Below are 23,314 nucleotides of genomic sequence, written 5' to 3' on the forward strand. Positions count from 1 at the left end.
CCGCGGCGGACCGTACCTATGCGAAAGGCAGCCATCCGGCCGGGATGGCTGCCTCTCCTGGGATGCGGTCCGTGCTCCGTCGTCCCGGGAGCACGGTGCCGGATCACTTGCCCTTGGCGGCTTCCTTGAGCTTGGAGCCCGCGGAGACCTTCACGCTGTAGCCGGCCGGGATCTGGATGGGGTCGCCGGTCTGCGGGTTGCGCGCGGTGCGAGCGGCACGGTGGGTGCGCTCGAAGGTGAGGAAGCCGGGGATGGTGACCTTCTCGTCGCCCTTGGCAACGATCTCACCGACGGTCTCGGCGAGCGCGGCCAGAACGGCGTCGGCGTCCTTGCGGGTCACCTCGGCACGGTCGGCCAGAGCGGCCACCAGCTCACTGCGGTTCATGTATTACTCCCGTGTTCTTCTTGCCAATGGGCGTGCCACGCGGCGGAGCCGCATCAGGCACAGCGAAGCCGATGCTGCCAGGGCCCTCGGACAGTCCCCGGACCCGGGTCTGTGGTTCAGACCCTCGCGCCCGGTAACGCATCCTGCCCCCACCTGCGGCGGTAAAGCCAATCCGGCGCCCTGGAGGGTCACACGAAGAGCGCCATCGCTCCGAAAAGGTGACGCTCCGGTGACGCTCCGCACCATGTCCCGGGCCCGATCACCGAGTGGCGGCCAGCCATGCGCTGCCCGCCACCCTATGGGGGCCCTGAGGGCCCCGTGTCACGCGACGCGCCGTACTCAGGCCGTCGTGCCCGTCACAGCCGCACCGGCGGCGTGCGCGGCGTCCCGGACGGCTCCGGCGACGGCGCCGGCGACCTTGTCGTTGAAAACGCTGGGGATGATGTAGTTCGCGTTCAGCTCGTCCTCCAGGACGACGTCCGCGAGCGCGCCGGCCGCGGCCAGCATCATCTCCTCGTTGACCGTACGCGACTGCGCGTCCAGCAGACCGCGGAAGACGCCCGGGAAGACCAGCACATTGTTGATCTGGTTCGGGAAGTCCGAGCGGCCCGTGGCCACGACGGCGGCGGTCTGCCGGGCCTCGCCCGGGTCGACCTCCGGGTCGGGGTTGGCGAGTGCGAAGACGATCGCACCGTCGGCCATCCGGGACACGTCGTCGGCGTCCAGGACGTTCGGCGCCGAGACGCCGACGAAGACGTCCGCGCCGACCACGGCCTGCTTGAGGGTGCCGGTGATGCCCTCGGGGTTGGTGTTGTCCGCGATCCAGCGCAGCGGCGAGTCGGGGTCGGCGTCGACCAGGTCCTCGCGGTCCGCGTGCACGACACCGTGGATGTCCGCGACGACGGCGTGCTTGACGCCGGCCGCGAGCAGCAGCTTGAGGATGGCCGTACCGGCGGCGCCCGCGCCGGACATCACGACGCGCACGTCGCCGATGTCCTTGCCGACCACGCGCAGCGCGTTGGTCAGGGCCGCGAGGACGACGATGGCGGTGCCGTGCTGGTCGTCGTGGAAGACCGGGATGTCCAGGGCCTCGCGCAGCCGCGCCTCGATCTCGAAGCAGCGGGGCGCGGAGATGTCCTCCAGGTTGATGCCCGCGAAGCCGGGGGCGATGGCCTTGACGATCTCCACGATCGCGTCGGAGTCCTGGGTGTCCAGGCAGATCGGCCAGGCGTCGATGCCGGCGAAGCGCTTGAAGAGGGCCGCCTTGCCCTCCATGACGGGCAGCGCGGCCTTGGGGCCGATGTTGCCGAGGCCGAGGACGGCGGAGCCGTCGGTGACCACCGCGACGCTGTTGCGCTTGATGGTCAGGCGGCGGGCGTCCTCGGGGTTGTCGGCGATGGCCTGGCAGACGCGGGCGACGCCGGGCGTGTAGACCATCGAGAGGTCGTCACGGTTGCGGATGGGGTGCTTCGACGACATCTCGATCTTGCCGCCGAGGTGCATCAGGAACGTACGGTCGGAGACCTTGCCGAGCGACACGCCCTCGATCTCGCGCAGCTTCTGGACGATCTCGTCCGCGTGCGCGGTGGACGTCGCGGCGATGGTGACGTCGATCCGGAGTTTCTCGTGGCCGGAAGCGGTCACGTCGAGGCCGGTGACCGACCCGCCGGAGGACTCCACGGCCGTGGTGAGCTGGCTGACGGCGGTGCCGCTCGCGGGAACTTCCAGTCGCACCGTCATCGAATACGAGACGCTAGGCGCCGTTGCCATGGCCGACTTCCTCTGCTTTCCCTTGTTTCCCATGCGCTGCCCCAGGAGTCCGAATCTCCTGCGCATCGTCTGATCGTCCCACCTACCGGCCGGTACACGGTAACCAGCCACAAGTTTCGGAAAGGCACTTCCACCATACGAGAGCTAGTCAGCTCGGCGGAACCCCCCACTCCTTTGCCTGAAAAACGGCCTGAATGGGGAGGAAATCTGCCGTACCGCCCTTAGTATCTGGCGCGCAGCACCCCAAAGACACGCAAGGACGGGCAATATGGCTCAGGGCACCGTGAAGTGGTTCAACTCCGAGAAGGGTTACGGATTCATCGCGCAGGAGGACGGAGGACCGGACGTCTTCGTCCACTACAGCTCGATCAGTGGCGACGGCTTCCGCAATCTGGAGGACACCCAGCGGGTGGAGTTCGAGATCGCCCAGGGCCGCAAGGGACCGCAGGCGGAACAGGTCCGCGTCATCGGATGAACGCAGCGGAGGCGTCACGGGAGCTCCCGTGACGCCTCCTGATGAAGTTGAGTGACACCGACCCGCCATGCTCGCCTCGCGGCAAGTGGTCGCTCGTAGCGACGATGGTTGGGCCCGGGGGCTTGGATCGGGCCGGTGCCACCTACAGGCTAACAAACCAACCCCATATGCGATTCCCGTCGCGGGGGATGTCTTCAGTAGCCCCGTCCACGGCCGCCCGTACCGCTCAGTCCCGCAGCAGGTCCGGCACCCCGTCCGCGTCCGGCTCGTCGCGGGCCCCGGAGACCACCGTCAGCCGCTGCGTGGCCCGGGTCAGCGCCACGTACAGCACGCGCAGCCCGGCCGGCGACTCGTCCGCGATCTCGGCGGGCGAGACCACCAGCGTCGCGTCGTACTCCAGGCCCTTGGCCTCCAGCGAGCCCAGTGCCACCACGCGGTCGCCCAGGTCCGCGAGCCAGCCGCGGGCCTCCTCGCGCCGGTCCATCGCGACGACCACGCCGACCGTGCCGTCCACCTCGGCCAGCAGCCGGCGCGCCTCCTCCCGTACGGAATCGCCCAGCCGGTCCCCCGCCACGGCGAACCGCGGCCGCAGGCCCGTGGAGCGCACCGCCTCCGGCGCGATCATGCCCGGCATGGCCAGCGCCAGCACCCGGGACGCCAGCTCGGCGACCTCGGCCGGGTTGCGGTAGTTCACGGTGAGGGTGAAGCGGCGGCGCGGGCGGGTGCCCAGCGCCTCGTCCCGTGCCTCGCCCGCCTCGTCCGGGTCCGACCACGAGGACTGCGCCGGGTCGCCCACCACGGTCCACGTGGCGTGCCGGCCGCGGCGCCCGACCATCCGCCACTGCATGGGCGTGAGGTCCTGCGCCTCGTCGACGATGACGTGCGCATAGTCCGTACGCTCCTCCGCGAGCCGCTCGCGGCGGCTGCGCCCCGAGGAATTACGGTCCGCAAAGGTGGTCAGCTCCTCCAGGCCGGTGAGCTGGTCCAGCGGGTCGGCCTCGCGGGGCCGGGCCGGGCGTGCCGGGGCGCCGAGGATGAGCTGCAGCTCGTCCAGGAGCGCGACGTCGTGGACGGACAGCGGGCCCTGGCCCCGCGCGTCCAGCCGGCTCAGCGAGCGGGCCAGCTTCCGTACCTCGCGGTTCTGCAGCACCCGGCGCGACCAGCGGCCCAGCAGCTTCTCGTCGGTCATGGCGGCCAGCACCCGGCGCGGGGTCAGCTCCGGCCACCAGGCGTCCAGGAAGTCGGCGAAGTCCTGCTCGGTGGTGATGTCCTCGTCGAAGCCGGAGCGCGCCTCTGCGGCCAGCTCCGGATCGCTGTAGCGGCGGTCCCCGCCGGTCTTCGCCCACAGCGCGTCCAGGATCAGCCGGCGGGCGCGCGGGCGCAGCAGGTTGACCGGCGCGGTGCCGCCGAGCACGGCCTGCCGGATGCGGCGCAGCTCGGCGGCGTCCAGCTCGATGCGGGCCCCGAAGGCGACGACGCGGAGGCGGTCGGTGGGTACGGCCGGGGCGGTGTCCTCCGTGTCCCCCTCGTCGTCAAAGGCGCCGAAGGCGAGCTGGCCGTCCGGCTCCGCGGCCGGAGCGGCGCCGGCGGACAGCTCCAGGGCGCCCCTGGCCGCCTTGCGCAGTACCTTCACCATCCGCGAGGAGCCCTTGATACGGGCCACCTCGGGCGGGTCGTAGGCCGTGGCCTCCGCGCCCTCCACGAGGGAGCCCAGCGCGCGGATGGCGACCTGGCCCTCCTCGCCGAGCGAGGGCAGCACGCCCTCGGTGTAGGCGACCAGCAGCGGGGTGGGCGAGACGATGAGGATGCCGCCCGCGTAGCGGCGCCGGTCCTGGTAGAGCAGGTAGGCGGCGCGGTGCAGGGCGACCGCGGTCTTGCCCGTACCGGGGCCGCCCTCGACCTCGGTGACGGAGGCGGCGGGCGCCCGGATCACCATGTCCTGCTCGGCCTGGATGGAGGCGACGATGTCGCGCATGGAGTGGCTGCGGGCCCGGCCGAGGGCCGCCATCAGCGCGCCGTCGCCGATCGCCGGGAGCTCCTGGCCGTCCAGGGTGGCGGTGACCTCCGGGCGCATCAGGTCGTCCTCGACGCCCAGGACGCGGCGGCCCTTGGAGCGGATGACGCGGCGGCGCACGACGCGGCCCGGGGAGACCGGCGTGGCCCGGTAGAACGGCGCGGCGGCCGGTGCCCGCCAGTCGATGACCAGCGGCGAGTAGTCCGCGTCCAGCACGCCGAGGCGGCCGATGTGCAGCGTCTCGGCGATCTCCGCGCGGTTGTCCTCGCTGATCGCGCCGTCGGCGGGCTCGACGGAGGTGTACGCGCCGTCCGGGCCCCGCTTGCCGTCCTTGCCCAGGAGCAGGTCGATGCGGCCGAAGAGGAAGTCCTCGTACTCGGAGTTGAGGCGGTGCAGATGGACACCGGCCTGGAAGACCTGCGCGTCCCGCTCGGCGAGCGCGCCGGGCGTGCCGACCTGGCCGCGCTTGGCAGCGTCGGCCATCAGGAACTGCGCCTCGTCGATCTTCTCCTCGAGGCGCCGGTACACCCGGTCCAGGTGCGACTGCTCGCCCGCGATCTCGCGGTCGCGTACGGAGTCGCCGTCGCTTTCGGGTACTACGGAATCCGGCGCGTGCGTGGAGTTCTCCGGCGCGTGCGTGGCGTTCTGCGCGGCCACCCAGGCCCCCTTCTGCTGTGCGTAGGGCAGCCGTCAACCGTACGCGAAGCAGGTCGCGGGCGCACCTGTGAGGCACGCGAAAGAGCCGGTCACACGTCGACGGCGGCCAGCCGCTCGCCGTCCAGGGTGCGGATTTCGAAGCGGTCGATCTCGGCGCGGTGCATGGCGGCGCCGCCATTGGTGTACAGCGGCTGCCTGCTCCACTTCGTACTGCCGCCCTCGATGCCGTACCCGCCGTAGGGCACCGCCCAGGTGGTGACCGTCTGCCGTTCGCCGTCCTTGCCGATCGCGATGAGGGAGCAGCTCAGCGGGCCCTTGACGTTGCCGAGGCGGAGGGCGACGGAGGTGCCCCAGGGCCGGTCGGCCATCGTCACGCCCGCGGTGACCTTGGTGACCGGGTCGACCGCGGTGTGCTTGCGGCCACCGCTGTCGTACATCTGCTCGGCCGGGCTCGCGATCTGCCGCGGCGGCCGAGGCTCGTCCCCGGTGACGGCCAGGGTGGCGAGCGGCCCGCCGACGATCAGCGCGGCGGCCGCCGCGACGAGCGCGAGGCGGCGGCCGCGGCGGCGCCGCCGGGCCGCGGTGACCTCGCCCAGCAGACCGCTCAGGACGCGCCGGGAGGGCGTCGGGGCGAGCGTGGCCTCGGACGGCGGGCCGCCCGTACCGTCGTCGGCGAGGTCCGCCAGCACCGGCCCCATGCCCAGCAGGCCGTCCAGCTCGGCGGCGCAGCGGTCGCAGCCCGCGAGGTGCTCCTCGAAACGGGCGGCGTCGGCGGCGTCCAGGACGCCGAGTGCGTAGGCGCCGACATCGGTGTGGTCCGCCGGCTCGGCGGGCGGATGGGGCCGGTTCACGCCGTCACTCCTCGTTCTTCCAGCGAGAGCTTCAAGGAGCGCAGCGCGTAGAAGACCCGCGACCGTACGGTCCCGGGCGGTACCCGCAGCACCTCCGCCGCCTCATTGACCGTACGTCCCCTGAAGTACGTCTCGATCAGGGCCTCCCGGTGCGCCGGGCTGAGGTCGGCCAGCGCCTCGGAGATCGTCATCAGGCGCAGCGCGCGGTCGATCTCGTCGGCGGCGGGCAGCGTCTCCAGGGGCGCGGCGTCCACCTCCTGGGGGCGGGCCTGGCGGCTGCGGTGCCCGTCGATGACGATCCGGCGGGCCACGGTGACCAGCCAGGGGCGGACGGAGCCGGTCGCGCGCTGGAGCTGGTCGGCGTTGCGCCAGGCGCGCAGCAGGGTCTCCTGTACGACGTCCTCGGCGCGGTGCCGGTCGCCGGCCACGAGCCGCAGGACGAATGCGAGGAGCGGTCCCGCGTGCTCCTCGTACAGGGCCCGCATGAGCTCTTCGTCGGGCGTCGTCCGGTCGGCCACGACGGCATCCTTGCGCAACGCCACTCCCCGGTCGACAGTACGGACAGCCCTTTCATGCGGGCCGGCCCAGGGGAGTACGGACGCGGGGGCTCCGGTGTTCAGCGGGTGACGAATCCGGTGTTCAGCGAGTGGCGGCTCCGGTGTTCAGCGAGTGGCGGCTCCGGTGTTCAGCCCGTGACGCGGGAGGCGGGGCCGAGGGTGGCGCGGCGGCGGTGGCGGGCCACCCGCTCGCGGTTGCCGCACACCTCGCTGGAGCACCAGCGCCGCCGGCGCCCGCGCGAGGTGTCCAGGTAGATCCGCGAGCACGCCTCGCCCTCGCACTGCCGCAGCCGGCCGCGGGCCACCGCGTCGGTCAGCAGCCCGACGGCGTCCCGGGCGACCGCGGACATCAGCCCGGCACAGTCCGGCGGGCGCGCCGGGCGGCGCTCCAGTACGCCGTCCACGCCGCGTACGGCTCGCTCGGGCGGGGGCGGGGCCTCGGCGGTGGCGTTGAGCAGCGCCAGGTCGCGGTCGGCCGCCCGGCCGCGGATCTCGTCGTGCACGATGCGCCGCAGCAGTTCGCGCAGCGCCCGGAAGCGCGCGACCCAGCTGCCGTCGACGGCGTCGAGCGCGGTACTGCGCGGGACGACGCCCGCGCCGATGAGCCAGGCCCGCAAGTGGTCGGGGCCGAGGAGCCGTTCGGCCGGCGGCTCGCCGGCCGTGGCCACCAGGTCCAGGCAGATCCGCCCGCAGTCGAACCGCAGGTCGTAAGGGGCCGCCATGTGCCTGTCACTCCTTCGGGGACAACGTCTCCCTCCAGAGTGCCCGGCCCGGCGCCCGGCCGGAAGCCTCGGTACCGTCCTCGCGCGCGGGCATTCTCCGGCCGGCGGGCGGCCAACGCCCTTACGCGTCCGCGTACTTCGTCTCCGCGTGCGGATCGAGGGACAGCCGGTAGCCGCGCTTGACCACCGTCTGGATCAGCTTCGGCGCGCCCAGCGCGACCCGCAGCCGGGCCATCGCGGTCTCCACCGCGTGCTCGTCGCGGCCCGCGCCGGGCAGCGCCCGCAGCAGCTCGCCGCGCGAGACCACCCAGCCGGGCCGCTTGGCCAGCGCGCGCAGCAGCGACATCCCGGCGGGCGGCACGGGCCGCAGCTCGCCGTCGATGAGGACCGCGTGCCCGCGGATCTCCACGCGGCGCCCGGCGACCGGCAACGGGCGGACGCGGCCGGGCAGTTCGTGGCAGAGGAGCTGCACGAGCGGGCCCAGCCGGAAGCGCTCCGGCTGGACCGTGGCGATCTCGTGGTTCTCCAGGGGCAGCGCGGTCACCGGGCCGACGCACGCGGGCAGTACGTCGTGCCGCAGCGCGTCCAGCACCTCGCCCTGGACGCCCCGCTCCTCGGCGCGGCGCAGCAGCGAAGCGGCGGCCGGGGCGCTGGTGAACGTCACGGCGTCCACCGTGCGCGCGAGGATGCCGTCCAGGAGGCGGTCGACCGGGCCGATGTCCTCCGGCGGCATCCAGCGGTAGACCGGGACGCCGACCACCTCTGCGCCCGCGGCGCGCAGCGACTCCACGAAGCCGGGCAACGGCTCGCCGTGCAGCTGGACCGCGAGCCGCTTGCCGGCCACGCCCTCCTCCAGCAGCCGGTCCAGCACCTCGGCCATGGACTCCGAGGCGGGCGACCACTCCTCGGTGAGGCCCGCCGCGCGGATCGCGCCGCGCACCTTCGGGCCGCGGGCGAGCAGCTGGACGCCGCCCAGCCGCTCCAGCAGCGCCGTGCCCAGGCCCCAGCCCTCGGCGGCCTCCACCCAGCCGCGGAAGCCGATGGCGGTGGTGGCCACGACGATGTCCGGCGCGTCGTCGATGAGCTGCTTGGTGGCGGCCAGCAGCTCGGCGTCGTCGGTGAGCGGCACGATGCGCAGCGCGGGCGCGTGCACGACCTCGGCGCCACGGCGCTCCAGCAGCGTGCCGAGCTCGGCGGCGCGGCGGGCCGCGGTCACCCCGACCGTGAACCCGGCCAGCGGCAGCCCGCCGCCCCGCTCGCCGCCCTGCTGACGCGGCCCGCTCTCGTCCCGCAGTTCGTTTCGCTGTCCGTCGTGCATAGTGGCTCTCGTCCCGCTTCGCAGTGTTGTGCGCCGGCTCAACGGCGGCCTGGCCTCACCGGGCCGGCCGCCCGTCCCGGGGCGGACCGGCAGACCGGACTTGCTGCTGATGCTGCCAAGGGTCCGTGACGACCCGGGTTCACCGTTATTTCCCCAGTGTTACGCCCGAGAGGCCCCGGACGTTCCCGCCGGGGCCACTCCTCGGGTGCGGCGGATCACACCTCCGCGTATGCCGGGCGCTGCGCCTCTTCGGTGCGCGCGTGCGGCTCCGGTGCCGGGCGCCGGAGGTATACGGCCCAGGTCACGGCCAGGCACAGGGCGTAGAAGACGAGGAAGGACACGAAGGCGGGGGTACCGGAGCCCGCGGTCATGAACGCCTGCCGGAACGCCAGGTTGATGGCCAGCCCGCCGAGCGCGCCGACCGCGCCGATCAGCCCCATCGAGGCCCCCGAGAGCCGCCGCCCGTACGAAGCGGCCGCCTCACCGGTCAGCCCCTTGCGTACCGCCTTCGCCTGGAAGATCCCCGGAATCATCTTGAACGTCGACCCGTTGCCCAGCCCGCTCAGCACGAACAGCGCGATGAACCCGACGAGAAAGACCGGCAGCGACTTCTGCGCCGACGCGTAGATCACGACGAGGGTCGCGGCACCCATCGCGGCGTAGTTCCACAGGCTGATGCGCGCGCCACCGAAGCGGTCGGCGAGCTTGCCGCCCACGGGCCGGATCAGCGAGCCGAGCAGCGGCCCGATGAACGTGAGCGAGGCCGCCTGCAGCGGCGTCTGCGCGAACTGGTTCTGCAGGACGAGCCCGAAGGCGAAGCTGTACCCGATGAACGACCCGAACGTCCCGATGTACAGCACCGACATGATCCAGGTGTGCGGGTCGCGGGCCGCGTCCTTGGCGGCACCCGTGTCGTTCTTCACCGGCGCGAGATTGTCCATGAACAGCGCGCAGAGCACCGCGGAGACCACCGCGAGCGGGATGTAGATCCCCAGCACGATGTGCGGCGAGGCGGCGCCCGCCGTCCCGATGACCAGCAGCCCCACCAGCTGAATCACCGGTACACCGATGTTCCCGCCGCCGGCGTTCAGCCCGAGCGCCCAGCCCTTCTTCCGGAGCGGGTAGAAGGAGTTGATGTTGGTCATCGACGAGGCGAAGTTCCCCCCGCCGACCCCCGTGAGCGCTGCCACCAGGATGAACGTGAGGTACGACGTCCCCGGCTCCATCACCATCCACGCGGCGATGGTCGGCACCAGCAGCATCAGCGCGCTGATGATCGTCCAGTTCCGGCCCCCGAACTTCGCCACCGCGAAGGTGTACGGCACCCGCAGCACGCCGCCGACCAGCGTCGGCACGGCCACCAGGAAGAACTTGTCCGCCGGGTCCAGCCCGTACTCGGGCCCCATGAACAGGACCATCACCGACCACAGGCTCCACACCGAGAACCCGATGTGCTCGGACAGCACGGAGAACCACAGGTTCCGCCGCGCGATCCGCTCCCCCTTGGCCGCCCAGAACGCCTCGTCCTCGGGGTCCCACTCCTCGATCCACCGCTTGCCCTTGCGTGCCGCTGTCATCGCGCCTCCCAGCTCTCGGGTCTCCCGGTCCGAAGCTAGGGACGGCGCGTTTCGCCGCGGTGCCGCCAGGTGTCACCGACGCAATATCGCGCTCACCCGGGGCCGCGGGGCACGGTGAGTGCCGGCCGGAGCACGCTGCGCGGCGCTCACGCCGCCATCAGCCGGGCGTCCTCGGGCGGCAGCCAGGCGCCCTCGGGGCGAGCCAGCCATCCGCCCTCCTTGCCCAGCTCGCGCGCCGCGGCCAGCAGCGCGTCCAGCCCCGGGTGGCGCAGCCCCCGGCGCCAGACCACCGACACCGGGGACAGCGGTACGGGGTCCACGAGGGGCCGCAGCACCATCCCGGGCGCTTCGATGAACTCGACGCTGGCCAGTACGGACCAGCCGCGCTTCCGTACGACGCGGAGGAATTCGGCCGGGCCGTCGATCTCCGGGTACGGCGCGGCCGCCTGAATGCCGCGCCCTTCGAAAAGGCGCGCCGCCAGGGCGGTCCACTCCGCGGTGTGCGCGTTGCCCGCCCCCGTGTACAGCGTCTCCCCCGCGAGCGCGTCCACGGGCACGGCCGCGCGGGCGGCCAGCGGGTGCTCCGCGGGCAGCAGGACGGCCATCGGCTCGTACCGCACCGGGTGGTGGGCCAGCCGGGTCCGCACTCCCCGCGGCAGCCCCGCGATCCGCCCGAAGGACACGTCCAGGCCGCCCGCCAGCAGCCCTTCGGCGGCGCCGGTCAGGCCGCTGTGGAAGCGCGCGACGAACTCCAGGCCGGGCGCCGCCGCCCGGGCCCGCTCCAGTACCCGGTGCGCGGTGCCCACGGGCGCGCCGACGTCGACGAGCAGCGGGCGCTCGTGCCCCGCGCCTTCGTGGAACGCCGCGGACAGCTCGTCGTGCGCGGCCAGCACGCGCTGCGCATACGGGAGCAGCCGCTCGCCTTCGGGGGTGAGGCGCACCTGGCGGGTGGTGCGCAGGAACAGCACGGTGCCGAGGTCCCGCTCCAGGCGGCGGATGTCCCGGCTGAGGGCCTGCTGGGCGACGTACAGACGGGCGGCGGCACGGGTGAAGTGCAGCTCGTCGGCGACGGCCGTGAAGGCCCGCAGCAGTCGCGGCTCTATGTCGTGGGGCACGCGCCCATGGTGACAAAGGTGAAGTGGCGGGACGGCGGCCCGGGGGACAACGGATTGACAACGGGAAGCGGTGAATGCGTGGGGAACAGGTGTTGGACGGTCCGGGGCCGCTGGCCCGACCGTAAAGGGGTGATCCTCTTCCTCGCCGCCCGGCCCGTGACCGCCCCGCCCGTTCCCGCCCGCCCCCGGCGCCCGGTACGCCTGCCGTTCCTCCGCCCGTACGCCCGGATCTTCGCCGTGCCCGGCACCCGGGCCTTCACCGCGGCCAACCTGATGGCGCGGCTCCCCATGGGGATGTTCAGCGTCAGCGCGGTACTGATGATCGCCGGGTCGCGCGGCTCGTACGCGCTGGCCGGGGCCGTGACCGCCATGGGGCTCGCCGCGACCGCCGTCGTCGCGCCGTGGACCGCGCGGCTGGTCGACCGGTACGGGCAGGCCAGGGTCGCGCCGCCCGCCACGCTGCTCGCGGTGGCCGGCTCGCTCGCCCTCGTGCTGTGCGTACGGCTCGACGCGCCCGCCTGGACACTCTTCGCCGCGTACCTCTGCACGGCCACCACGCCCAACACCGGCGGCATGTCCCGCGCCCGCTGGGCGCATCTCTTCCGCACCGACCCGCGCGCCCTGCACACCGCCAACTCCTTCGAACAGGCGGCGGACGAGGTGTGCTTCATGCTCGGCCCGGTGCTCGCGGCCTTCCTGTGCACGGCGCTGTTCCCGGAGGCGGGCACGCTCACCGGGGCCGTGCTGCTGCTGACCGGGGTACTGCTGTTCGCCTCGCAGCGCCGTACGGAGCCGCCGCCCGCGGCCCGTAAGGACAGCGCCCGCTCTCCGTTGCGCCGCCCCGGTCTGCCGCCGCTCCTGCTGACCTTCCTCTGCACGGGCGCGGTGTTCGGCTCCCTGGAGGTCGTCACGATCGGCTTCGCCGACGGGCACGGGGTGCGGGCGGCGGCGGGCGGCATCCTGGCGCTGCAGGCGGCCGGGTCGTGCGCCGCGGGCCTGCTGTACGGGCTGCTGCCGCCCGCCGGGCGGCCCTCGGCGCGCTTCACGGGCTGTGTGGCGGCCATTGCGGTCCTGATGCTGCTGCCGCTCCTCGGGGCGGCGAGCGGCAGCCTCGCGGTGCTGGCGGGCGTCCTGCTCGTCGCCGGGATGGCGACCGCGCCGACCATGGTCACCGGCATGGGCCGGGTACAGGCCCTGACGCCCGCCGGCCAGGTCAACGAGGGCCTGACGCTCGCCGTGACCGCGCTGCTGGCCGGCATCGCGGCCGGCTCGGCGGCGGGCGGCTGGGCCACGGACCAGCTGGGCCCGGACGGCTCCGGATACGCGGTGCCGGCAGCCGCCGCGGCGCTCGCGCTGGGCGTGACGCTCCTGGGGCGGCGGCCATGGGCCCGGAAATGACAGAAGCCCCGCTGCCTGACGGCGGCGGGGCTCCTGCCCACATGGGATGTCCGGAGGCCGGGGCCTCCGTTCGGTGGAGATGGCGGGAATCGAACCCGCGTCCAACGGTGCAGAATCAGGGCTTCTCCGAGCGCAGTCCGCTGCGATTTTCTCAGCCCCGGAGATCACGCGGACAAGTCTCCGACGGGCTCAGTCACTGTTTGATGTCTCCACAGAACCCCGTGACCGGGCTCAGTGGATAAGACCCCTAGCTGATGCCAGGATCCGGGTCGGGATCATCCCCGGGCTGACACTTCGCAGGTCGCTACTTAGGCAGCGAGGGCGAAGGAATCGCGCTTGGTGTTGGCGATTATTGGTTGCGACATATGGTTAACGAGATCATTGCCGCTTCCTCGGCTCGCTTCCCCTGCTTCGACATCCGCTGTCGAAACCGATCATCCCCATGTTGATTTTTCAAATGTGAACCGCCGCTTGCGCGGAGTCCGTGCACCCCGTCCTGCGAGGTACATGTGCCATCGTACGGGAACAACGTGGCACCGTGCCAGCATATTCCCAGGGGGCGTTCGCCGGGGCTTCCGCGCAGGTCAGGCCCGCTGCCGCCGGCGCACCGCCGAGATCGCCCGGTCTGCCTCGCGACGGTCCTGCTGCTCGCGCAGGGTCTGCCGCTTGTCGTACTCCTTCTTGCCCTTGGCCAGCGCGATCTCGACCTTCGCGCGCCCCTTCAGGAAGTACAGCTGGAGCGGGACGATCGTGTGGCCCGTCTCCTGGGACTTCGAGGCCAGCTTGTCGATCTCCTCGCGGTGCAGCAGCAGCTTCCGCTTGCGGCGCGCCGCGTGGTTCGTCCACGTGCCCTGCGCGTACTCGGGGATGTGCACGTTGTGCAGCCACGCCTCGCCGCCGTCGATCTGCACGAAGCCGTCCACGAGCGAAGCCCGCCCCTGCCGCAGCGACTTCACCTCCGTGCCCGAGAGCACGAGGCCGCACTCGTAGGTGTCGATGATGAGGTAGTCGTGCCGCGCCTTCTTGTGCTGCGCAATGAGCTTGCGCCCGGCCTCCGCGGCCTGCCGCTTCGCCTTCGTCTTCGCGTTCGCCTTAGCCATAGTGCGGCCATTTTCGCACTACGACCCGCCTCCGAGGCCACTCATTACTGTCCTGGCCCGGCTCTCCGCCCGGTCGTCGGCGGGGATGTCGGGGGTGATGCCGCGGCCGTCGACGCCGCGGCCGGACGGCGTGCGGTAGTGGCCGACGGTCAGCTCGGCGACCGAGCCGTCCGGGAGCTTGCTGGGCATCTGGACCGAGCCCTTGCCGAAGGTCGGCGAGCCGATCACCACCGCCCGGCCGCGGTCCTGCAGCGCCCCCGCCAGCAGCTCGCCCGCGCTCATCGTGCCGCCGTCGACCAGCACGACCAGCGGCGCCTTCGTGGCCCGGCCGCGGTCGGCGTACAGCGCGCGCTGGCTGCCGCGTACGTCGTACGTGGCGACCAGGCCGCCGTCGAGGAACGCGGCGGCCGCGGTGACCGCCTCCCCGACCAGGCCGCCGGTGTTGCCGCGCAGGTCCAGCAGGACGCCGCCGGGCGGCGCCGAGCGGACCGCCTCGCGCACCTCCTCGCCGGTGCCCTTGGCGAACGCCTCGACCTTGATCCGGGTCATGCCCCCGGGCGCGGCCGGGCGCTCGACCGTGACGTTCGCCGTGCGCAGCCGGGCGCGGTGCAGCGTCGCGGACCAGTGCAGGTCCGCGCGCTGAAGCTTCAGTGCGACGGGCGTACCGGGGGCCGTGGCGGCCCGGGTACGGGGTCCGGCACCGGCGTCGCCGCGCAGCCGGGCCACGACCTCGGTGACCGGACGGTGCCGGGTGGGGTGGCCGTCGACGGCGAGCAGCGCGTCACCGGGCGCGATGCCGGCCCGCGCGGCGGGACTGTCGGGACGGACGCGGGAGACCCGGACGTGACCGCCCTCGGCCTGGCGCAGCCACAGGCCGACGCCGACGTACTCGCCGTCGAGCTGCTGTCTGAAGTCCTCGTACTCGCCCGCGGTGTAGACCGTCGACCAGCGGTCGCCGCTGCGGCTGACCACGTCTGCGGCGGCCTGGCTGCCGGACTTGCCCGCCTTGAGCGCCTCGTTGGCGGCTTCCTCGACGGCCTCGCGGTCCGCCGTGCCGTCCGCGGCCGAGCGGCCGTCGGCGACGGTACGTACCGGTATCCGGTGCTCCGCCCCTTCTCGGCCTTCGCCGCTCCACGTGCCGGCGGCCGCGCCCGTGCCGAGCACGCTCGCGAAGACCAACGTCAGGGCCGCCCCGCGGCGGATGCGGCGGGGCCGGACAAAGTGCAATCGGCCCGACATGCCGGTGAGTCTAGGCCAGAAAGAAGCGCCGTACGGGCAGTTGCCCGTACGGCGCTCTTGGCATAACTCACACCTTCAGATACTTGCGGAGCGCGAAAAACGCGGCGAGCGCCGGCATCAGAAGACCGATGAGCAGGACCAATGGGAGCACCGCCACCACGGAGTCCCAGCCGATGAAGTTGATCACCTGGATCTTCTCCGCCAGCCAGTTGTTCACGAGGATGAACTTGCCGCCGACGATCAGGACACACGCGAACGCGGCGCCGATCAGGCCGGCGATGGCGGCCTCCAGGATGAACGGCATCTGGATGTAGAAGCTGGACGCGCCCACCAGCCGCATGATCCCGGTCTCCCGCCGCCTGCTGAACGCCGACACCCGTACGGTGTTGACGATCAGCAACAGCGCAACGACCAGCATCAGCCCCATCACGCACAGCGCGGCGATATTCATGCCGTTGAGCAGGTTGAACAGCGGCTCCACGGTGTCCCGTTGGTCCTGGACCTCCTGGACGCCGGGCCGCTCGCTGAAGGCCGATTTGATGACCGCGAACTTGGTCGGGTCCTTCAGCTTGACCCGGAAGGACTCCGGCAGCTGGTCGGGGGTGACGAGGCCCGCGACGGGCGTGTCGCCGAACTGCTCCTTGTAGTGCTTGTACGCCTGGTCACTGGACTCGTACTGCACCTTCTCGACGATCGGCAGCCGGTCGAGCTCGGCGCGGATGTCGTTCTTCTGCTGCGTGGTGGCCGCGCCCTTGGCGCAGTTGGCGCCGGAGTCGGCGTCGTTCTTGTTGCAGAAGAAGATGGAGACGTTGACCTTGTCGTACCAGTAGCCCTTCATCGTGCTGACCTGGTCGCGCATCAGCAGCGAGGCGCCGAAGAGGCCGAGCGAGAGAGCCACGGAGACGATGACGGCGAAGGTCATCGTGAGGTTTCGGCGGAGACCGACGCCGATCTCCGACAGGACGAACTGGGCGCGCATGGCGTCCTTTCAGTACTGGGGGCCGTACACGCTTAGTGCTGGTAGCCGTACACGCCGCGCGACTGGTCGCGTACGAGCCGGCCCTTTTCTAGTTCCATGACCCGCTTGCGCATCTGGTCGACGATCTGCTGGTCGTGGGTCGCCATGACCACCGTCGTGCCGGTGCGGTTGATCCGGTCCAGCAGCTTCATGATGCCGACGGAGGTCTGCGGGTCGAGGTTGCCGGTCGGCTCGTCGGCGATCAGCAGCATCGGGCGGTTGACGAACGCCCGGGCGATCGCGACGCGCTGCTGCTCACCGCCGGACAGCTCGCCCGGCATCCGGTCCTCCTTGCCGCCCAGGCCGACGAGGTCGAGCACCTCGGGGACGGTCTTGCGGATCTGGCCGCGCGGCTTGCCGATGACCTCCAGGGCGAACGCGACGTTCTGCCCGACGGTCTTGTTCGGGAGCAGCCGGAAGTCCTGGAAGACCGTGCCCACCTGGCGCCGCATCTGCGGGACCTTCCAGTTGGACAGCTTCCCGAGATCCTTGCCCAGTACGTGCACCGCACCGTGGCTGGCCCGCTCCTCGCGCAGGAGCAGCCGCAGGAAGGTGGACTTGCCGGAGCCCGAGGAGCCCACCAGGAAGACGAACTCGCCTCGTTCGATCTCGAGCGAGACGTCCCTGAGCGCAGGGCGGTTCTGCTTCGGGTAGGTCTTGGAGACGTTGTCGAATCGGATCACTGATGCACCACGGTCGACCTGGGTAGGGGCACGGGTTGCCGAGTTGCGGCTCCCGTCGGTGAGCGTGACCATACGCGAAGCACGAGCCGCGGCGCAGTCGGCGTCCGGTCTTGGTGCGTTTATTCACGGCACCTACGGGGACAAAACGAGCACATTCCGGCTCCGGCCGAGGGCCCGCGGACGGCCGGAAAATGCCGTGCGCTGCAAGGATTCCGGTAAGCGCGCCGAGGGACCGGCGAGCTGGCACAGTAGAAGAGGGAACCAATGCGCCGGCCCGCGCGTTGGAGCTGGTGAGAAGGAGGTCGCATGACGTACGACCGACTGGTGTGCGCCAACTGCGCGGCCCCCGTGAGCGAGGGCCGCTGCCCGGTGTGCCGGGCCAGCAGGGAGCGGCTGCAGCAGCAGAGCGGCCTGACCGGGCTCTTCGCGCAGATCCCCCCGGCGGCCCTCGTGGTGCTGCTGGTGGCGCTGGTCGCGGTGGGCCTGCTGCTGGACCGGGTGAGCTGAAGCCCGATCGATCCTTTCGACGACGCACCAGGGCCCGGCGCGGAATCCGCGCCGGGCCCTCTGCCGTGCTGTGTTACTCGCTACGGCGCGCGACGGCCTCAGGCCGCGGCGGCGCCGCCCTTGTTGATCAGGCGCGGCATCATGCGGAAGCCGATGCCACCGGCGATCATCGTCGCCGCACCGATCAGCAGGAAGGTCGTACCGGACGAACCGGTTTCGGCCAGCTCGCCACCGGCCTGCTGCTGACCGCCCTGGGGCGTGTCCTGGGCCTGACCGGGCGTGTTGGCGATGTCTTCCTTGGAGTCGCCAGGCTGCTCGATCGGCTTGGTGCCCTCGTTGTCGGTACCGGTGCCGTCGTCACCACCGCTGACGTCGCCGCCGGTGCTGCCACCGTCGCCGCCACCGATGCCGTTGTCGCCACCGTTGCCGCCATCGCCGCCACCGATGCTGTCGTCGCCACCGTTGCCGCCGTCGCCGCCACCGATGCCGTTGTCGCCACCGTTGCCGCCGTCGCCGCCACCGATGCCGTTGTCGCCACCGTTGCCGCCGTCGCCACCGCCGATGCCGTTACCGCCACCGATGCTGTCGTCGCCGCCGTTGCCACCGCCGATGCCGTTGTCGCCGCCGTTCTGGCCGCCGTTGTCGTCACCGCCGATCACGCCGCCGTCGTCCTCGCCGCCGTCGCCGCCACCGCTGATGAGGCCGCCGGTCTCGTCGCCGCCGGTCTCGCCGCCGTCGTCGCCGCCGACCGCGCCGCCGTTGTCCTCGCCGCCGTCACCGCCGCCGAAGAGGCCGCCGAAGATGCCGACGCCGTCGTCGTCGCTCGTGGCGGTGGGCTGGCCCGACTCGGTCGCCGAAGCGGCGCCCGTCACGGTCAGCGACGCGCCCAGCGCTATCACCGCACCGGCTGCAACGCGCGCTACGCGCACCCGCGTCTTCTTGGTCATCTGGTTGCTACCCCCAGTAGCTCATGTGTCATTGGGGCATTTCTGTGCGGGGCGACGGCCGATGGGGGTATGCGACTCGCGGCCCGCTGCGCGGGCGGTTCGCTCGATTCCCCGTTTCACACGCGCCCCAGACATACGCATGCCGCGCACTACCCTTCCCAGATCCCAACGGACCGTCAAGGTCAAATAAAGAGCGGATGACCGGATTGCGGGGCTTTATGGGGCTCGGCGGCGTACGACTGTAACCAAATCACCACAACAAAAAGCAACCGCCGCCCCGGAGGCGACGGTTGCTGCGGGAGTACCCGGCTTACTTCTCCTGCTCCTGCTGCTTGCGCCAGCGGATGCCGGCCTCCAGGAAGCCGTCGATGTCGCCGTCCAGCACCGCCTGCGGGTTGCCGACCTCGAACTCCGTCCGCAGGTCCTTGACCATCTGGTACGGGTGCAGGACGTACGACCGCATCTGGTTGCCCCAGGAGTTGCCGCCGTCGCCCTTGAGGGCGTCCATCTTGGCCTGCTCCTCCTGGCGGCGCCGCTCCAGCAGCTTCGCCTGGAGGACGTTCATGGCGGTGGCCTTGTTCTGGATCTGCGAGCGCTCGTTCTGGCAGGAGACCACGATGCCGGTCGGGATGTGCGTCAGCCGGACCGCGGAGTCGGTCGTGTTGACGCCCTGGCCGCCGGGGCCCGAGGAGCGGTACACGTCCACGCGCAGGTCGGACTCGTCGATCTCGATGTGGTCGGTCTGCTCGACGACGGGCAGCACCTCGACGCCGGCGAACGACGTCTGGCGGCGGCCCTGGTTGTCGAACGGGGAGATCCGGACCAGGCGGTGCGTGCCCTGCTCCACGGAGAGCGTGCCGTAGGCGTACGGCACGTTGACGGCGAAGGTGGTCGACTTGATGCCGGCCTCTTCGGCGTACGAGGTCTCGTACAGCTCCGTCTTGTAGCCGTGCCGCTCGGCCCAGCGCAGGTACATGCGCTGCAGCTTCTCGGCGAAGTCGGCGGCGTCGACGCCGCCCGCCTCGGCGCGGATGTTCACGACGGCCTCGCGGGAGTCGTACTCGCCGGAGAGGAGCGTGCGCACCTCCAGCTCGTCGACCGCCTTGCGGACCGCGGTCAGCTCGGCCTCCGCCTCGGCCTGGGTGTCCTCGTCGGCCTCGTCGGCGGCCAGCTCGAACAGCACCTCGAGGTCGTCGACGCGGCCTCGCAGCTCCTCGGCCTTGCGCAGCTGCCCCTGGAGGTAGGACAGCCGACTGGTGACCTTCTGGGCGTTCTCCACGTCGTCCCAGAGGTCGGGGGCCGCTGCCTGCTCCTCGAGCGCAGCGATATCGGCCCTCATCTTGTCGAGGTCCAGGACGGCCTCGATCGACCCCATGGTCGAGGAGAGGGACTTCAGCTCTTCGGATACATCGACGACTGCCACGACTCCAGCCTAACGGCTGGGTGGGCCGACATGAGCCGTGGCCGTCTCCGGACGTTCTGGTGGGCCCCGGCCGGTGGCCACCCGCGGCGCCGTCGGCGTTGCTCGCGCAGTTCCCCGCGCCCCTTACGGGGCGCTGACTACGGCACGTCCGGAGCTGTCTGCTCCGTGCCCGGGCGGGCGTCGTCCGGGGCGTCGTCGCTCGAGGCGAGCCAGGTGCCGAGGCCCGCGGCGGCCACCAGGCCGGCTGCTGCGATGCCCAGTCGGGCCCGGCGCTTGCGTACGCGGTGGCGGGCCGAGCCTGCCCGGCGCTCGCCCGCAGCGCGGGGCGTGCGGGCCGTGCCGTGTGCCCCACCGGCCAGCTCGTCCGGGCCCGGGACGCGCATGCTCGTGTGGGTGTCCCGGTTGGAGTCCGGGGCCGCGCCGTGGACCAGCGGCACCGCGCCGCGGACCCGGCCGCCGTCCTCGGGCGCCGCCGGGTGGTACGGGCCGTCCTCCCGGACCGCGTCCTGGCCCGCCGCCTCGTCCGCCTCCTCCTCGCTCTCCGGCTCGTCGATGTCCAGCGGCGGGATGCCGGCCAGCGAGGGCTGGATCTCCCGCAGCCGGGCCGCCAGCTCGGGGGCGCGGAGCCGGGAGGCGGGAGCCTTGGCCAGGCACTGGACGAGGAGCTGCCACAGTTCGTCCGGGATGCCGGGCAGCGGCGCGACCCGCTCGGTGACGTGCCGGCGCAGCACCGCGCCGGGGTGCCCGCCGCCGAAGGGGGTGAAGCCGGCGAGCAGCTCGTACAGGACCGTGGCCAGCGCGTACACGTCCACGGACGCGCGGGGCGGGAGGCCCTCGATGATCTCGGGGGCGAGGTAGTCGGGGGTGCCGATGACCCGGGTGGAGCGGGTGCGGCGCGGCGAGTCGACCAGGCGGGCGATGCCGAAGTCGGTGAGGAGGGCCGGGTGGGCGCCGCCCGGGCCGAGCGGGCCCTCCATGTCCAGCAGGACGTTCTCGGGCTTCACGTCGCGGTGCACGATGCGCGCGGCGTGCGCGGCGGCCAGGCCCTCGGCGACGTCGGCCACGATGGCGACCGCGGCCTCCGGGGCCAGCCGGCGCTGGGCGTCCAGGCGGGTGCGCAGGTCGGTACCGCGTACGAGGTCCATCACCAGGGCGAGGTCGTTGCCGTCCACGACCAGGTCGCGGACGCCGACCACGCGCGGGTGATCGAGGCTGAGCAGGGCGGCGCGCTCCTGTACGAAGCGGCCGACGAGCTCCTGGTCGGAGGCGAGGTCCTCGCGCAGCAGCTTGATCGCCACGGCGCCTTCGGGGCCCTCGCCCAGCCACACCGTGCCGGCGCTGCCGCGACCGAGGATCTGGTGGGCGGTGTACCGGCTGCCGATCTTCCGTGCCAAGACTGCTCCGACGGGTCTTGTCCGACAGGTGACGGCCCGCGGCGCGGATGCGCGGGGGCCGCGGCCCGGGGCGCGGGGCGCCCGGGGCCGATGCTGGCGACAAAACTACGCGGACGGCGGCGCTTTCGGCGCCCCGGACGCCGTCAAGCGCCACTTCTCCGCCGGAAAATCTGCCGGGATGTCGACAAATCTCCAGGGCCGCCCGCCCGGAGGGCGGATGGCGGGCCGGCGGGTCCGAGTGCGGCGGGCGGCTACTGGCCCACCGACTTCTTGGCCTCGCCGATCGTGGACATCCAGTCCGAGACGTCGGTCCACCACTGGCTCATCTGGTTCCAGAAGCTGCGGCCCTGGCCGATCCAGTCCTGGAGCGGGGTCAGCTCCCAGATGAGCCAGCAGCCGACCACGATCAGCAGGATCATGATCAGACAGCCCTTGAGGCAGCCGAGGCCCGGGATGCGCACCGGGTTGGCGCTGCGCCGGCGCGGCTCGCGCTCGCGGCGGCGCGGCTCCGGGGCCGGCGGCCGCTGCGGCTCGTACCGCTGCGGCGGTGGCTGCCGGCGCTGCGGCTGCTGCTGGTACGGCGGCGGCTGCTGCCGGCCGTACTGCTGCTGCGGGGGCTGCTGCGGCTGCTGCTGGTAGGGCGGGGGCTGCGCGGGCCGCCGCTGGGGACGGTGGCGCAGCGGGTCGTCCTCCGGGCTGAGGTACTGGACCTGGGTCTGCTCGTTCCGGTCCCGTGCGGCGCGGAGCTGGTTCTCCCAGGGGTGCGGCCCGTCGGGCTGCTGCGGGTCGCCGCCGGGCGGGCCCGGCGGTACGGGCGGCATGGCGCGGGTCGCGTCGGCGCTGCCCGGGGGCTGCCCGGAGTCGGCGCCGAAACCGGCGGCCGCGGCACCGGCCGCCCCACCGGCCGCGCCCGCGGCGGCCGCTCCCGTGGTCGGCATGACGTTCGTCGCGGCCGACGGGTCGTACTGGCCGCCGCCGGCCCCGGTGGAGGGCAGTACCTGCGTGGGGTCCGCGTCACCGCCGCCGCCGGCGCCGGTGTCGGGGACCGGCGCGGGCGCCGGGTCGGGCGCGAGCAGCGCGGCGACGCCGAGCGCGGCCTCGGCCTCGGCGGGCGAGGCGTGCACGCCGATGCCGGCCGCGACCACGCGCAGCGCGCGGGCGAGGTTCTCGGCGCTGGGCCGCTCCTCCGGACGCTTGCGCAGACAGCGCTCTATGACGGTCCACAGCGGCTCGGGGACGCTGCCGGGGCGCTGCGGGTCCTCGCTGAGGTGGCGGTGCAGCACTTCGAGGGCGGTCGCGCCGGCGAACGGCGGACGGCCCGTGACCAGCTCGTACAGCAGGATGCCCGCGCCGTAGATGTCGACGGCGGAGGTCTGCGGACGGCCCTCGGCGGACTCCGGCGCGACGTACGCGGGCGTGCCGACGAACTCCTGCGTGCGGGTCAGGCCCGGGGAGTCCGCGAGGCGGGCGATGCCGAAGTCGGTCAGCATCGGGTGCATCTCGGCGGCGCCCTCGGCCCCGGCGAGCAGTACGTTCGCGGGCTTGAGGTCGCGGTGCACGACGCCGTCGGCGTGGCTGGCGGCCAGCGCGTCGGCGATCTGCGCGGTCAGCAGCGCGGCCGCGACCGGGCTGAACGGACCGTTCTGGCGCAGGTATTTGTGCAGGTCGGGGCCGTCGACCAGGTCCATGACCAGGGCGAGCAGGTCGCCCTCGACGACCAGGTCGCGGGTCCGGACGATGTTCGGGTGGGTGAGCCGCAGCAGGACGGAGCGCTCGCGCAGGAAGCGCATCACCACGTCCGGGTCGTGCGCCAGCTCCTCCTTGAGGACCTTGATCGCGACCGTCTCGCCGGGCTCTCCGGTCACGGCTGCCTCGGCGCCTGCCGCCTCCCGCTGGCTGGCACGCCAGACGGTGCCCGTGGCGCCGCGTCCGAGCGGCTCCTCGAGCAGGTACTTGCTGCCTACCGGCCGCACGTCATGCGCTCCCTGGTCGTCACTGAGCAGCTGCCTGATCTGCGCTGTCTGTCGGGCTCTGAGGGTGGTGAGGCCGCTCGGTCTTACGGACGGCCCCTTCCGCCCCACCATAGTGCCGTGTTTCCCGGCGGCGGCCGGGCGGATCCCGTGGTCCGGGGCGCTGCCGGCCGGCCGGTCCGGTCGGGACCCGG

At 72.5% G+C, this 23,314-nt stretch carries 20 protein-coding genes and 1 other RNA gene; 3 read left to right on the top strand and 18 right to left on the bottom strand.

Annotated elements, in window-relative coordinates; translation table 11 throughout:
* Positions 1–103 precede the first annotated feature (103 nt).
* Together IF04_RS0103020 and IF04_RS0103025 are read right to left on the bottom strand one after the other, a co-directional pair.
* A complete protein-coding gene (locus IF04_RS0103020; RefSeq protein ID WP_003954777.1) occupies positions 104–385 on the bottom strand; it encodes an HU family DNA-binding protein in 282 nt (93 codons plus the stop codon).
* Positions 386–724: 339 nt separating this feature from the next.
* Entirely contained in the window at positions 725–2,155 is a 1,431-nt protein-coding gene (locus IF04_RS0103025; protein ID WP_030250353.1) for an NAD-dependent malic enzyme, read from the bottom strand.
* Positions 2,156–2,423: 268 nt separating this feature from the next.
* Here IF04_RS0103025 and IF04_RS0103030 point away from each other — a divergent pair, with 268 nt between their 5' ends.
* Positions 2,424–2,630, top strand: a complete 207-nt coding sequence (locus IF04_RS0103030) for a cold-shock protein (protein WP_030250355.1) — start codon at positions 2,424–2,426, stop codon at positions 2,628–2,630.
* 226 nt (positions 2,631–2,856) lie between these two features.
* Here IF04_RS0103030 and IF04_RS0103035 read toward each other — a convergent pair whose 3' ends face one another.
* From IF04_RS0103035 to IF04_RS0103065, 7 genes are all read right to left on the bottom strand, one after another.
* Positions 2,857–5,301, bottom strand: coding sequence for a HelD family protein (locus IF04_RS0103035; protein ID WP_030250358.1), 2,445 nt, complete (start codon positions 5,299–5,301; stop codon positions 2,857–2,859).
* An 89-nt stretch (positions 5,302–5,390) separates the two neighbouring features.
* The gene (locus IF04_RS0103040; RefSeq protein WP_030250361.1) at positions 5,391–6,152 is read right to left on the bottom strand and encodes a zf-HC2 domain-containing protein; all 762 of its coding nucleotides are present in this window, start codon (positions 6,150–6,152) and stop codon (positions 5,391–5,393) included.
* Entirely contained in the window at positions 6,149–6,637 is a 489-nt protein-coding gene (locus IF04_RS0103045; RefSeq protein ID WP_245654258.1) for a sigma-70 family RNA polymerase sigma factor, read from the bottom strand. Before IF04_RS0103045 ends, IF04_RS0103040 begins: the two co-directional genes overlap by 4 nt.
* Positions 6,638–6,837: 200 nt before the next feature.
* Positions 6,838–7,431: a CGNR zinc finger domain-containing protein gene (locus IF04_RS0103050; RefSeq protein WP_037957989.1), complete on the bottom strand. Its 594-nt coding sequence runs from the start codon at positions 7,429–7,431 to the stop codon at positions 6,838–6,840.
* A 121-nt stretch (positions 7,432–7,552) separates the two neighbouring features.
* Complete coding sequence (locus IF04_RS0103055; RefSeq protein ID WP_030250368.1) at positions 7,553–8,749, bottom strand: uroporphyrinogen-III synthase; 1,197 nt, start codon at positions 8,747–8,749, stop codon at positions 7,553–7,555.
* A 215-nt stretch (positions 8,750–8,964) separates the two neighbouring features.
* Positions 8,965–10,326 (bottom strand): nitrate/nitrite transporter, encoded by a 1,362-nt coding sequence (locus IF04_RS0103060; protein WP_030250371.1) that lies wholly within the window; start codon positions 10,324–10,326, stop codon positions 8,965–8,967.
* Positions 10,327–10,472: 146 nt separating this feature from the next.
* Positions 10,473–11,441, bottom strand: a complete 969-nt coding sequence (locus tag IF04_RS0103065; protein ID WP_030250373.1) for a LysR family transcriptional regulator — start codon at positions 11,439–11,441, stop codon at positions 10,473–10,475.
* Positions 11,442–11,570: 129 nt separating this feature from the next.
* On the opposite strand from IF04_RS0103065, the gene IF04_RS0103070 reads away from it, so the two are divergent.
* Complete coding sequence (locus IF04_RS0103070; protein ID WP_030250375.1) at positions 11,571–12,839, top strand: MFS transporter; 1,269 nt, start codon at positions 11,571–11,573, stop codon at positions 12,837–12,839.
* Positions 12,840–12,910: 71 nt separating this feature from the next.
* Here the strand turns inward: IF04_RS0103070 and ssrA are convergent.
* From ssrA to ftsE, 5 genes are all read right to left on the bottom strand, one after another.
* Positions 12,911–13,281, bottom strand: a transfer-messenger RNA (tmRNA) gene (gene ssrA / locus IF04_RS36895).
* Positions 13,282–13,423: 142 nt separating this feature from the next.
* Positions 13,424–13,939 carry an SsrA-binding protein SmpB gene (gene smpB / locus IF04_RS0103075; RefSeq protein WP_030250378.1) on the bottom strand — a complete coding sequence of 172 codons (516 nt, stop codon included), beginning with the start codon at positions 13,937–13,939 and terminating at the stop codon, positions 13,424–13,426.
* Between the two features lie 18 nt (positions 13,940–13,957).
* Positions 13,958–15,178, bottom strand: a complete 1,221-nt coding sequence (locus tag IF04_RS0103080; RefSeq protein WP_030250380.1) for a S41 family peptidase — start codon at positions 15,176–15,178, stop codon at positions 13,958–13,960.
* Positions 15,179–15,245: 67 nt separating this feature from the next.
* Positions 15,246–16,157 carry a permease-like cell division protein FtsX gene (gene ftsX, locus IF04_RS0103085; RefSeq protein WP_030250383.1) on the bottom strand — a complete coding sequence of 304 codons (912 nt, stop codon included), beginning with the start codon at positions 16,155–16,157 and terminating at the stop codon, positions 15,246–15,248.
* Positions 16,158–16,189: 32 nt separating this feature from the next.
* Positions 16,190–16,879 carry a cell division ATP-binding protein FtsE gene (gene ftsE / locus IF04_RS0103090; RefSeq protein ID WP_030250386.1) on the bottom strand — a complete coding sequence of 230 codons (690 nt, stop codon included), beginning with the start codon at positions 16,877–16,879 and terminating at the stop codon, positions 16,190–16,192.
* A 306-nt stretch (positions 16,880–17,185) separates the two neighbouring features.
* Between ftsE and IF04_RS0103095 the strand changes: the two genes are divergently transcribed.
* On the top strand, positions 17,186–17,386 hold the full coding sequence (locus IF04_RS0103095) for a hypothetical protein (protein WP_030250388.1): 201 nt from the start codon (positions 17,186–17,188) through the stop codon (positions 17,384–17,386).
* A 98-nt stretch (positions 17,387–17,484) separates the two neighbouring features.
* On the opposite strand, the gene IF04_RS0103100 is transcribed toward IF04_RS0103095, so the two are convergent.
* From IF04_RS0103100 to IF04_RS0103115, 4 genes are all read right to left on the bottom strand, one after another.
* Positions 17,485–18,333 carry a hypothetical protein gene (locus tag IF04_RS0103100; RefSeq protein ID WP_030250391.1) on the bottom strand — a complete coding sequence of 283 codons (849 nt, stop codon included), beginning with the start codon at positions 18,331–18,333 and terminating at the stop codon, positions 17,485–17,487.
* 310 nt (positions 18,334–18,643) lie between these two features.
* On the bottom strand, positions 18,644–19,756 hold the full coding sequence (prfB, locus tag IF04_RS0103105; protein WP_030250393.1) for a peptide chain release factor 2: 1,113 nt from the start codon (positions 19,754–19,756) through the stop codon (positions 18,644–18,646).
* A gap of 137 nt (positions 19,757–19,893) precedes the next feature.
* Positions 19,894–21,150: a serine/threonine-protein kinase gene (locus tag IF04_RS0103110; protein WP_030250396.1), complete on the bottom strand. Its 1,257-nt coding sequence runs from the start codon at positions 21,148–21,150 to the stop codon at positions 19,894–19,896.
* A gap of 251 nt (positions 21,151–21,401) precedes the next feature.
* A complete protein-coding gene (locus tag IF04_RS0103115; RefSeq protein ID WP_030250398.1) occupies positions 21,402–23,123 on the bottom strand; it encodes a serine/threonine-protein kinase in 1,722 nt (573 codons plus the stop codon).
* Positions 23,124–23,314: the final 191 nt, after the last annotated feature.

The sequence above is a fragment of the Streptomyces violens genome (assembly GCF_000717745.1).
Taxonomy (GTDB): Bacteria; Actinomycetota; Actinomycetes; order Streptomycetales; family Streptomycetaceae; genus Streptomyces; species Streptomyces violens.

What these genes read in the sequence shown, in the direction of transcription:
- IF04_RS0103020 (WP_003954777.1), bottom strand. Translation starts at nt 385, where the DNA reads ATGAACCGCAGTGAGCTGGTGGCCGCTCTGGCCGACCGTGCCGAGGTG.
- IF04_RS0103025 (WP_030250353.1), bottom strand. Translation starts at nt 2,155, where the DNA reads ATGGCAACGGCGCCTAGCGTCTCGTATTCGATGACGGTGCGACTGGAA.
- IF04_RS0103030 (WP_030250355.1), top strand. Translation starts at nt 2,424, where the DNA reads ATGGCTCAGGGCACCGTGAAGTGGTTCAACTCCGAGAAGGGTTACGGA.
- IF04_RS0103045 (WP_245654258.1), bottom strand. Translation starts at nt 6,637, where the DNA reads ATGCGGGCCCTGTACGAGGAGCACGCGGGACCGCTCCTCGCATTCGTC.
- IF04_RS0103050 (WP_037957989.1), bottom strand. Translation starts at nt 7,431, where the DNA reads ATGGCGGCCCCTTACGACCTGCGGTTCGACTGCGGGCGGATCTGCCTG.
- IF04_RS0103055 (WP_030250368.1), bottom strand. Translation starts at nt 8,749, where the DNA reads ATGCACGACGGACAGCGAAACGAACTGCGGGACGAGAGCGGGCCGCGT.
- IF04_RS0103060 (WP_030250371.1), bottom strand. Translation starts at nt 10,326, where the DNA reads ATGACAGCGGCACGCAAGGGCAAGCGGTGGATCGAGGAGTGGGACCCC.
- smpB (WP_030250378.1), bottom strand. Translation starts at nt 13,939, where the DNA reads ATGGCTAAGGCGAACGCGAAGACGAAGGCGAAGCGGCAGGCCGCGGAG.
- IF04_RS0103080 (WP_030250380.1), bottom strand. Translation starts at nt 15,178, where the DNA reads ATGTCGGGCCGATTGCACTTTGTCCGGCCCCGCCGCATCCGCCGCGGG.
- ftsX (WP_030250383.1), bottom strand. Translation starts at nt 16,157, where the DNA reads ATGCGCGCCCAGTTCGTCCTGTCGGAGATCGGCGTCGGTCTCCGCCGA.
- IF04_RS0103095 (WP_030250388.1), top strand. Translation starts at nt 17,186, where the DNA reads ATGACGTACGACCGACTGGTGTGCGCCAACTGCGCGGCCCCCGTGAGC.
- IF04_RS0103100 (WP_030250391.1), bottom strand. Translation starts at nt 18,333, where the DNA reads ATGACCAAGAAGACGCGGGTGCGCGTAGCGCGCGTTGCAGCCGGTGCG.